Here is an 11,400-nt window from a genome sequence, read left to right on the forward strand (position 1 = left end):
GGCGGAGTTTTTTATTTTTATCTGGATGATTTTTGATGAGTGTTTTCATGAAGATCGTAGTGGGGCGGAGGACTACTTGTGAGACACGCCGTGAATACTTCCCTGTAGGCTCGGCACGGCCATCCTTGGCCGCGCACGGTCTCACAAGTAGTCCTCCGCCCCACTGCTAAGTGCTAATGGATGCATTGAAAATAATTTGCCCGGAATTTTTTGATTGGTTTGTAAAAGTGATGACAACAATAAATTTTTTTCGCCCTCTATTTTTTATCGGCTTGTATGCCGTTGCAGCTATTTTTTCTGTTGTGGTTTATGCCGATGGAGCACCTGAACGCATCATACTGCTGCCAACCGCAACGCCAGCCCATAGCCAAACGGTTACCTGGCGAACCCGAAATGCGGTGCCGAGCTTGGCAGAAATTACTGAATCCACCGCGTCGCCCGCGCTGGTACAACATGCAAAACAAATTTCAGGTGTAAGTAAATCGCACGCAATCCTTGCCGGGCAAACTATCGAAAAAGCTGCCGGAAAAACATTCCATCATCGCGTCACTTTTACACAATTAAAACCCGACACGCGCTATGCCTATCGCGTGAAAGGTGAAAAGGGTTGGAGTGAGTGGAATGCCTTTCGCACGGCGGCAGAAACCTTTACGCCCTATCGCATGATTTATTTGGGTGATACCCAAAATCACATTCAGTCACTCGGTGCACGAACTATGCGCGCCGCGTTTGCAGCGGCACCCGATGCGCGGTTGATGTTGCATGCCGGTGATTTAACCGATCGCAGCGGCCCTGAAGATGAATTGTGGCGGCAATGGTTTGCGGCGGGCAGTTGGATATTTAGCAGCATCACGCAAGTGCCCGTAGTAGGTAATCACGAATACCGCGAAAGCCCCGGTGCCTTGCCGCAATTAAAAGCTGCGTGGCCAGCCCATTTTGCGCTGCCGACCAACGGGCCGGAAACACTGCGCGATACGGTTTATTACATTGATTATCAGGGCGTGCGTTACATTGTTTTGGACTCCATGGCAGCGTTGCACAGCGAGGCTGCCGCGCAGCAGCAGGCGCAATGGTTGGAACCCTTGCTTGCCGATAATCCCAACCGCTGGACGATAGTCAGTTATCACCATCCGCTCTTGTCCGGCACCCGTGCGCAACTCACCCCGGCCATCGCCACTCACTGGCAGCCCCTGTTCGAGCGCTACGGCGTGGATCTGGTGCTGCAAGGCGATGACCATATTTATGGCCGCTGGCAACCGGGGCAGGGGACACCTGTGTATACCATCTCGGTCGCCGGTGCCAAACAAAACCGCGTGCACGATAAGGCGCGTGAATTGATGCAACGGGTAGGGGAGGATACCCAGTGGTATCAGGTAATTGATTTCAGCAGCGAGCGTTTGCAATACCGCGCCTGGACGGTAGAAGGTGAGCTTTACGATGCTTTCGATGTGGTCAAACAACCTGGCAAAGCGGCGCGAGTGGAAAGCTATCCTGCCGACTTGATACCGGAGCGCTATTGCGGCAAACCGGAACCCGTCCCATCATCCCCCCATGCTATTTACAAACCCCGTTGCCGGGAGGTGACGGAGCTGCAATAACCTGATAAACAGGTACCTCATGTCCTATGACAAACGGACTGCGACCTACACTAAATACCAAACTGAAAAATCTACTGGTTTGTCATTACCTGTTATCTACCTTGTGAGAGTGTTCTATAGGATGTTTCATCGTGTTTTCTGATTCCCCGTCGTCCCGCCCGTTAAACGTTTACGCCGCCGGCCCCGGTAGCCTGATGAAAAGCCTGGTCGTCGACTTCCAGGCCAGCACCGGCGTTCGCGTCAACCTGTTCCAGGCCACCACCGGTAAAGTGCTGGCGCGACTGGAAGCCGAAGCCGACAGCCCGCAAGCCGATGTCTTTATCTCCGCCTCCTGGGATTTGGCCCAGGAGCTGGACAAGCGCGGCTGGTTGCAGCCGTATCACAGTGACTACGCCGCCCAGGTGCCTGCCCATCTGAAAACCTCCAGCTATATCGCCCAGGCGGTTTCGGCATTAGGCATCGTCTGGAACAAGGACAGCGACACCCCTGAGCCGACCGATTGGACGGACCTGGCTGACCCGGCCTTCAACGGTCAAGTCACCATGCCTGACCCGGCACTCTCCGGCGCCTCGGTGGATTTGCTGTTGGGGTTGGAACAGGCATTGGGCGAAGCCGCGTGGGAATTGTTTGCCCGCCTGAAACAAAATGGCCTGGATATTTGCGGCGCCAACGACCAGGCACTGGCACCGGTATTGCGCGGTGATAAATCTGCGGTATTCGGCAGCGTGGACTATGTCGCCTATGCGGCGATGGAAAAGGGCGCACGTATCAAGGTTATTTTCCCGCACAGCGGCACAGTCACAGTACCGCGCCCCATGATGATCCTGAAAAACGCCCGCCAACCGCAACTCGCCCGCGAGTTTATCGACTACCTGCTTTCCGACGAAGGCCAGGCCGGTGCCGCCGCCGCGTGGTTAATGCCGGCGCGCACCGACATCATTACGCGCCGGCCATCGGTGAATGATATCCGTGTGCTGCCGCAGGGGAATCTGTCGGAGACTAACCGGGCGCGGAGTTTGGCGCGGTTTGGAGAGGTTTTTCAGTGGAGTTCTTAGTCCGCATTGTTGGTAGTGTATTGGAGACACTAATAGGTTAATAACGGGTTGCAGCCACTCGATTTTTAACATTCAGCTTGGAAAAAATATTATGCACATGACGTTTAACCGTTCCTTCGGAAATATTCATATTATTTGCAATTTGTTTATTCGATAGCCCCTCTTTGACTTTTTCCATAATTTCCAGCTCCCGTTTTGTTAGCGCACTCTTATACAAATCCGGTAGATGGGCTGCATCGCTCTCTTGATTGCACATGGAACGCAACATAGCAAGCACCATGGCCGAACTGACATTCGCCGACAATTTCAGCGGTAGCCACTTTTTTGCCTGAACAAAAAATATCTCAACACCTGAAGACAGGCTCATTTGTATAGCGACAATCATGGACTTTATGGAGTCCGACTTTCTTCCCAACTGAGCCAATGCCCTGCCCTCTATAAAACGGAAACTTAACAGGCTCATTTTTCTATCCAAATTTTCCGCCAATTCCATGTGATGACGGATAACCTTCAAAGCATCTTTTGGTTGTTTTTTGATCATTAATGCGTTGGCATAAATAAACATCTCATATTCCTTGATATCCGTAAGATTATTTATATTGCAATAATCATTGTCTGCCGTAACAAATTCATGACTCGAGATATTTTTTTCAAACAAATTAATATAATCCTTAAATGCACGAATCTCATGCAGACAATTTTTTGCAGAGATCTTTAACATCAAGTCATCAAGCTTTCTAATATGAAAATACAACCTTCGTTTATTTTTCTGAATCAAATAAATTTTTGCCAACAATCTGTGCCCATTAATCAGGCTTTTAATTTCTTTCCCGCGGGAACTGAGCTCAACAGCTTTTTGCAAAAGGCTAATCGCTTTGTCAAAGTCATAGCGAAGATACTCAATTTCCGCCAACCCATTATACAGATAAGCAGAAAAAGGTTGGTCAGCCAGGTTTTTATCCGATAAAAATTTCAGTGCTTCCAAATACAATTTTTCAGCCCCTTCAATATCAAGAAGCTGAATCATTGCTTGTGCGCGCAAATTGATCGAAGCAGTTGCCCCATAATAATTTCCGACAGAAAATCCCAAACTTTCTGCCTCACGGGAGTAACTAATTGTTTTAGTAAGGTCGCCCAGTTGGAAGTAGGATCTTGCCAGGTTGAAAATAGCTGTACCTTCCAAAGATTTATTGATAATCCCGATAGTACGTAACATGTGCAAAGCATCTATGGATAATCGAATACCGGTATGGTAATCCTCATCGAAGGTTGCTATAAAACCCTGAATGGCAGCAATATGAACAGGTATCAACGCATACACATCATTATTATTCCGATGGTTTTTACAGGCATCCTCTGCACAACCAATAAGATAATCAATAACACGGCGGTCAACATCATGAGAAAACAGCTTTAACCACACGATCCATATTTTAGCGATTGGGGAGGATATCTTTTTTTCTTCCAACTTGCCAAACCACTGGGTCAATTGGTTAAGTTGCCCTAAAAGAACCCTTCCTTCTACATTCCTATCTAAAAATTCATCAATAAAGACATAATCATTTGAATTGATTGCATGGCCTATGGCCTCTTGAAGATAACCATTTCTTTCGTACCATATACTGGCCTTTTTATGAATCAATGACCTGTCTTGTTCTGAGTAATGATTGATAAATTCATTGCTCAGTACATCGCCAAAAATATGGTGGAACCTGAACCATTTATCCTTGTTATCCAATAGGATAATAAACGTATTTGATCGGTGCAGTTCTTTGAGTATTTCGTTGGCATTGGCGGCCCCCGTAATCGTCTCGCACAAGTCTGGTGTTAAGCTTGAAAGAATGGATGACTTTAATAAAAAATCTTTCACATTATCTGAATAATGTTCCAATATTTCTTCGCGAATATACTCTTTTATATAATTATTGGTAAAGTTGGGAAGGTTGTTGCCCTGGTTTATTTCACTCTTTTCCGATATGTATACAAGCTGTAGGGCTGCTGGCCACCCCTCTGTCCTTTTTTCAATTTTTTTAATGTCTGCATCGCAAAGAGAAATAGAGCTGTATTTCAGAAACATAAAAGCAATTTCATTGCGGTTGAAGCGTAAGTCAATCGAATTTATTTCAATGATTTTACTGTCAAGGCGATGTTTCGCGAGGTTTAAACTGATGGGCTTTCTACTGCTCAACATCACTTTTATAGGTTCAGGCAAGTGGGTAATCATATACCTGACAAGGTCTTTTACCTGAGGATTATCGATGCTGTGAAAATCCTCCAGCACAATCACCAATGAACTGTCCAAAAGGGCCAGTTCATTAACAAAGTTGGTTTTGAATTTCCCTAAGCTCTCAACCAGATCTTTAATTAAGCTGTCAGATTCGTCAAAACTGGAATTAACTGATTTTATGGCGGCAATTAAATAATAAACAAATCGATAGATATCGTTTTCGTCAGTGCCGATGGATACCCAGCAAAAAGAGTGTTGTTGGCTGCTGACATATTGTCGGAGCAGATTGGATTTTCCAAAGCCGGCTGGGGCAACAATGAGGGCAGTCTGCCAACCACTGTCAGATAGACGGCGAAGGCACTGTAGGCGCGGAACATTGTTAGGCGCATTACCGTGTGGAGCTATTTTCGAATAAAGCAGGTTATATCTGTTCAGAAATAAAATTAAATCTTTTTTTTCACTATTTATCTTCATAGCGCTTAAATGAATGCTTCATCCGATTTATTTTTTTAATGCGCAGAAGTGGTCTTTTTTGTATAGAAAGAAGCTTTTTATTATTTGATGAACCCTTATTTGATAAACCAAAGGGCAGTAACCTGGATCAAGCCGTTAAATTATTAAACCCTTCATGCTCCCTGGCTGGGTATTCCTATTTAACACATAACGTCATCCACTGCCCATCCGAAACATCCCAGGCTATACAGCCTGAAAATGTATCGAAAGTTGTATTTACACCCTACCACCCGATTCCTGATTATGCCAGCCCTTCGCGATAGCCATTTTTATTATTTACCACGGATAAGTTAAGTACCGAAGATCTGTTTCATAAGTGGTCAATAAGACTATTTCATATTTATCCAATAAGACTATGCCGGCAATTTCATACACAGGGGCTTGATCAATGTGGTACGTGTTTATATTTCTATCAATACCGCTATTCACCAGCAGCTTATGGATGTTGATACTCTGCTCCTGGTTAATTCTATATCCGTTGGTCCGAAGAAAATTTAAGCCATTGGAACAATATCCGGAAGTGGCTATTTTGGTTCCCCACTACAATGAAAACCCGGAATATTTATTACAATCATTGAACTCTATTGAAAATCAGGATTACCCCCGACAGATCACAGTTGTTTTAGCTGATGATGGTTCTACTAATGGTATTCAGAAGCATTTGGAAGAGTGGCTCAAGTCACCCAGAAAGCAACATTACCTATCGATAAAATTTGAAAAAAATAATGGCAGTAAAGGCAAAAACATGGATGCTGCCTTACCTCACGTGCCTTCCGCTACAGAAGCCTTGGTAGTGGTTGATAGTGACACTTATCTGGAAGCGCAGAGTGTGCGTAAAGTTGTCGAGCGTATGTGGCAAGATGATAAATGCGCAGCTGTATGCGGTTTTCTAGTGCCCGCCAACAAGCACACCACTATTTGGGAAAAGCTACAGTATTTTGAACATATAGGTATTTATCCTGCAGTAAAAAGTGCCCAGGATGCCTTCGGTATCGTATCGATAATGGCAGGTGCTTTTGTTGTCCATCGTATGTCCGTAGTGAGGGAAATTGGCGGATGGGGTAACTGGATTGTTGAAGATATTGCCTGGACCTGGAAAGCGCTGGCCAGCGGTTATCGAACAGGTTACTCGCCAGATGCTGTCGCCTACACCTATGCCCCGACTAATCCCCGTTGCCTGTTTAAACAACGCCGCCGCTGGGCCAGGGGACGTGTGGAGGCATATCGGACAGCGGTTGAGACTTCTCCTATTCGTGCCATCTTCCTGATCCCTTATTTTTTTCTATACATGCTCAGTTTGTTACCGCCAACGTTGTGTGCGCTGCCAATTCTTGCTGTTGTTTATCAGCAGTGGTGGGTATTTGGCCTGATTGCCCTGTCAACATTTTTATCCATCAGCATGTTTTTACTCTATCAAAAACAATTGCCACAGCAACTGCGCAAAGGCGCCAAAGATATTTTTCATTCCACTTATTACAATTCGCTGTTTGAGCTTTTTCTATGGCGTCCTAACGTAATTGGATTTTTTGATGAAATTTTTGGTAAGGCAAAATCGTGGATGACACGCGGCTAATCATGCTTGCGCAAGATCATTTTTAAGAGCTCAGCTATGTCATCGTTGGATCAAAGTATTTTAATCACCCGCCCGATCAGCTTGACGATCTGGACTGTTATTTTGTGCATTATTACGGTCGCGATATGTTCGCTGCTGTATTTTGCCCAATACACCAGAAAGCACAGCGCGCAAGGCATTTTAGTACCGGATAAAGGCCTGGTTAATATAATCACACCGGATGCCGGTTTGGTGGTAAACCTTGAGGTAACACATGGCCAAGCGGTAAAGCAGGGGCAATTGCTGTACAAAATTCTGAGTGACAGGGCAATTGCTGAAACGGAACTTATCAGGACTGAACGGCGTAACCGTCTGGCTTCCATGGAAGAAAGCTTACAAGATGATATCGTTCGCCAGGAAAACCTCAACCAGGATGAGGTACATAACAGGCAGAGAGAATTGCATGGCTTGCAATCCGGATTGTTAATTATTAAACAAAAAATCCAATTGCTTGATGAAAAAATTGTTATCTCTGAAAACAATTTGGATCGTTACGAAAAACTTGTAGCACAAAATCTTTTTTCAAAGATACAGGCGCAAGAAAAGCGTATGGAATACCTTGATACGCAAACCCAAAAAGTCCAGCTTCAAAATGAACGCGATGCAGCTGTCCGGCAAATCGAGTTTTTGAATAACGCTATATTAATGGAAGAGTTGCGTGGGCAAAGTCTATTGGCGGCTTTGCAAAGGAAGCTGGACGAAGTTAAAGACAAATTGTTAGCGTATGATTCGACACAATATATTTATGTCATTGCTCCCGGCGATGGCGTAGTAGCCAATATATCTGCGAAGTCTGGTCAACATGTTGATTCAGCTTCAGCGCTACTCAGTATCATTCCCGATAATTCACAACTCTACGCAGAACTTTATGCACCTAGCAATGCTATCGGTTTTGTGAACCAAGGCGATAAGGTGTTGTTGCGTTATCGCGCGTTTCCCTACCAGAAATTCGGTCAACATGAAGGCATCGTTCGCTACATCTCCAGGGCATCATTAAGTGATGCCGGCAAAGCCATTGGCGCATCATCGGTAAACTCAATTTATAAGATAACTGTTACCTTGCCGGAGCAGCATATGGTTGCTTATGGGCGTGCAGAAGAATTACAGGCGGGTATGGAAATTGATGCAGATATTTTGCTTGATAAAAGAAGATTGTATGAATGGTTATTTGAACCACTGTTGGGTATATCGAGAAAAAAATAATGCGTGTTTCAGATAAGTTAAAGTTCGGCTTTGGTAAAGAACTGCCGCTGATTTTACAAACTGACCCTGCCGAAAGCGGGTTGGCATGCCTGGCTATGTTGATCAGTTACCATCATGGCGAAGTTAATTATGCACAGATAAGACACACGGTTGATATTTCACGGCGTGGAGTCAGCATTGAACGCATGGTTGAACTTGCACTGCAACTTATGCTGGAGGCCAAGGTTGTCAAAGTGGCGGCAGAAAATCTCAGCCAGCTTGTACTTCCTTGTATCTTGCAGTGGGATTTCAACCGCTTTGTTATTGTGAGCAAAATCAATAAAGGCAAGTTACTCATCCATGATCCACAAGGAGAAGTAAAATATTTTACGCCAGAGGAGTTGGCCAGCCATTACCATGGTACGGCAATAGAAGTCAGTCCGTTGGTGGATTTTGTTAATGCTGAAGACAGTGACAGCCGAAAAAAGACCAATAAATATTACAAGGCAATCACGGCTGAATCGCCCATCGAAGAAAAGAAAAAACGATTTTCCTGGCGGCGCCTTGTCGGCAGTACCAGCGGTATCAAGCGCTCTTTGCTGCAGATCAGTGCCTTGGCGTTAGCGATGGAAGCGCTGTTACTGTTACTGCCGCTGACCACTCAATTAACATTTGACCACGTTATTGTCACGGCAGATACCGATTTGCTGGTTGTGCTGGTGTTCGGCATGATATTCCTGGAGCTTACCCGTGTAGCACTGAATACACTGCGCGCCTGGTCGGTAATGATCTTGAGCGCAACGCTGAATATTCAATGGATAACGAACGTATTCTCACACCTTATACGCCTGCCGATTCCCTGGTTTGAAAAACGGCATATAGGTGACATTGGCTCACGCTTTGATGCCGTCCATCCCATCCAGGGCATGGTCACTACGCGCTCTATTGAAGTCGGCCTTGACGGCATCATGTCGCTGGGAGCATTGATCGTTATTATTATTTATAACGCGAAACTGGCTCTGATCGTGGTTGCTACTGTTTTCCTGTATTTCCTGGTCAGGATGCTATGGTTTCGGGCCCAACGCCGAGCCACTGAAGAAAACGTAGTGATTTCTGCGCAGCAACAATCGTTATTCCTGGAAACCCTGCGCAGTATCAATACCATTCGTTTATTTAACGGTGCCGAAAATCGCAAGGCTCGCTGGGCCAATCGCTTGGTTGCAGAACGCAATGCCGGCCTTCGTATGCAGCGCTTATCCATTATTATTGAAGCAAGTAATTGGATACTGTTTGCTGCAGAGCGCATCGCCATTCTTGCGCTGGGTGCCTTAAGTGTTATCGATGGCGTTTGGTCCGTTGGTATGTTCCTGGCGTTTTATGCTTACCGCGGCCAGTTTGTTGATCGAACCATCGGTGTGGTCGATAAAATCATTGAGTTCAAAATGCTGGATATCCAGGTAGAACGTCTCTCAGACATTGTGCTTGAACCGGCCGAACAGGAATATCCTTCGCGCATTCAAACTGACACCCTGCCTGCCTCATTTACTGTGCGCAATGTCTGTTTTCGTTATGACAATAAACAACCATTAATCCTTGATCACTGCTCTTTGGAAATCAATGAAGGGGAAAGCATTGCTATTGTCGGAGCATCCGGCTGTGGTAAGAGCACCCTATTGAAATTAATGATTGGCGCCCACGAACCCGAGTCCGGCGACATTTTATATGGTGGAATAAATTTATCCCAAGTGGGCACGCGCACTTATCGGGAATTGATCGGTGTTGTGCTCCAGGATGATCAATTGCTCTCAGGATCAATTGCAGAAAATATTGCTTTTTTTACCCAGAATCCTGATTTTGAACACATCAAGCATTGTGCCCAGTTCGCCGCTATCAGTAACGAAATCGAAGCCATGCCGCTGGGCTACCATACCTTGGTTGGCGATATGGGCACCTGGCTTTCCGGAGGGCAAAAGCAACGTATCCTGTTAGCCCGCGCACTTTATAAAAAACCCAAAATCCTTTTTCTGGATGAAGCCACCAGCCATCTGGATGTCTCTAATGAAGCCCTGGTAAATGATGCGGTGCGCCGCCTTGGCATCACGACGATTGTCATTGCGCATCGTCCGGAAACTATTCGTATGGCCAATAGGATCTTTCTTATCGAAAACGGTACTGCCAGGGAAATCAATAAGGATGCACTGGATGAACTCAAGCAAAAAGCATTGGAAATAAGTGGGGTTGCGCTGTAATCAGGTACTTGACCAGGTGCAGAAATAAATACGGTTTGAAGTCAATGTCAATAATACTCGAGATCTATTGAAATGATCGAATTTGAAAATACAGAGCGCTGGAATATCAGTGAGATGGCACAAACTTTTCAAAAAAAAGGATTTGTGCTCGGTGGAAAATTACTGACCGATGAATCCATTGATCTCCTCAATGAAAAAATTGAACACTATCTTACGATTCAAAAAGAATCCAACGATGACAATTTCTCAATGATGGGAACTGACAAGGACTCGGTAATACTGCAACTTTGCAACGTCTGGTATGGAGTGGATGAAATTGCGGAAATTTTGCGGTCATCCGTGTTTGATGCGATTCTGAAAAACCTGTTCGGCCATGACATCTTCCGTCTTTATCATGACCAGTTGCAATTCAAGCCTGCGCGTATCGGTGGAGTAAATTGTTGGCATCAGGATGTTGAGTTTTGGCCTTTTCTTGAACCTTATACCGAAATTACCGCATGGTTGGCGCTGGATGATGTTGATGAAAATAACGGTTGTATGCGCATGGTGCCAGGTTCGCATCAATGGGGCAAAGCTACCGATTACCTGCACTCGCTCCCTCAGTACTTGCCACTGGCAGACTGGTATGAAGGAAATCCGATTGAAGTGGAATGCTGCATCGTACCTAAAGGGCATTTGCACTTTCACCATAACCTTACCTGGCATGGCTCAGGACTTAATTTAAGTGACAAGCCAAGGCGCGCATTAGCCTTCCATATTGTTAAAGGAAAAGTTTTCCATGAGCCTAAATACGGATATGAACTCAACTTTGGGCTGCATGAAGAAGTAACCGGTGAAGATTATCCGGTTATCGGAACACAGTTTGAACCTTGGCCGATAATTAAGGAAAGACTTGAAGCTAATGAAATGCGTAACGAAGACCAGGACATTTCTAAAAATTAACTTGTTTGTATCCCAACAGAGG

Annotated in this window: 7 protein-coding genes; 6 read left to right on the forward strand and 1 reads right to left on the reverse strand. The window is 45.4% G+C overall.

Translation table 11 applies throughout. From position 1 onward, the window contains the following. Positions 1–230 precede the first annotated feature (230 nt). Both AC1RJL_RS04730 and AC1RJL_RS04735 read left to right on the forward strand, forming a co-directional pair. Positions 231–1,598 carry a purple acid phosphatase family protein gene (locus AC1RJL_RS04730; protein ID WP_492911771.1) on the forward strand — a complete coding sequence of 456 codons (1,368 nt, stop codon included), beginning with the start codon at positions 231–233 and terminating at the stop codon, positions 1,596–1,598. A gap of 131 nt (positions 1,599–1,729) precedes the next feature. Continuing rightward, entirely contained in the window at positions 1,730–2,653 is a 924-nt protein-coding gene (locus tag AC1RJL_RS04735; protein WP_492911588.1) for an ABC transporter substrate-binding protein, read from the forward strand. A 37-nt stretch (positions 2,654–2,690) separates the two neighbouring features. Here the strand turns inward: AC1RJL_RS04735 and AC1RJL_RS04740 are convergent, their stop codons facing one another. Next, a complete protein-coding gene (locus AC1RJL_RS04740) occupies positions 2,691–5,354 on the reverse strand; it encodes a winged helix-turn-helix domain-containing protein (RefSeq protein WP_492911589.1) in 2,664 nt (887 codons plus the stop codon). A gap of 427 nt (positions 5,355–5,781) precedes the next feature. Here AC1RJL_RS04740 and AC1RJL_RS04745 point away from each other — a divergent pair, with 427 nt between their 5' ends. The 4 genes from AC1RJL_RS04745 (at position 5,782) to AC1RJL_RS04760 (ending at position 11,378) form a co-directional block, all read left to right on the forward strand. Further along, on the forward strand, positions 5,782–6,966 hold the full coding sequence (locus AC1RJL_RS04745; RefSeq protein WP_492911590.1) for a glycosyltransferase family 2 protein: 1,185 nt from the start codon (positions 5,782–5,784) through the stop codon (positions 6,964–6,966). Between the two features lie 231 nt (positions 6,967–7,197). Further along, the gene (locus tag AC1RJL_RS04750) at positions 7,198–8,208 is read left to right on the forward strand and encodes an HlyD family secretion protein (protein WP_492911772.1); all 1,011 of its coding nucleotides are present in this window, start codon (positions 7,198–7,200) and stop codon (positions 8,206–8,208) included. Beyond that, positions 8,208–10,436, forward strand: a complete 2,229-nt coding sequence (locus tag AC1RJL_RS04755) for a peptidase domain-containing ABC transporter (protein ID WP_492911591.1) — start codon at positions 8,208–8,210, stop codon at positions 10,434–10,436. The genes AC1RJL_RS04750 and AC1RJL_RS04755 overlap by 1 nt, the downstream gene beginning before the upstream one ends. Before the next feature lie 72 nt (positions 10,437–10,508). Further along, complete coding sequence (locus AC1RJL_RS04760; RefSeq protein ID WP_492911592.1) at positions 10,509–11,378, forward strand: phytanoyl-CoA dioxygenase family protein; 870 nt, start codon at positions 10,509–10,511, stop codon at positions 11,376–11,378. Positions 11,379–11,400: the final 22 nt, after the last annotated feature.

This window comes from Cellvibrio sp. GW822-FHT04B05, assembly GCF_058800985.1.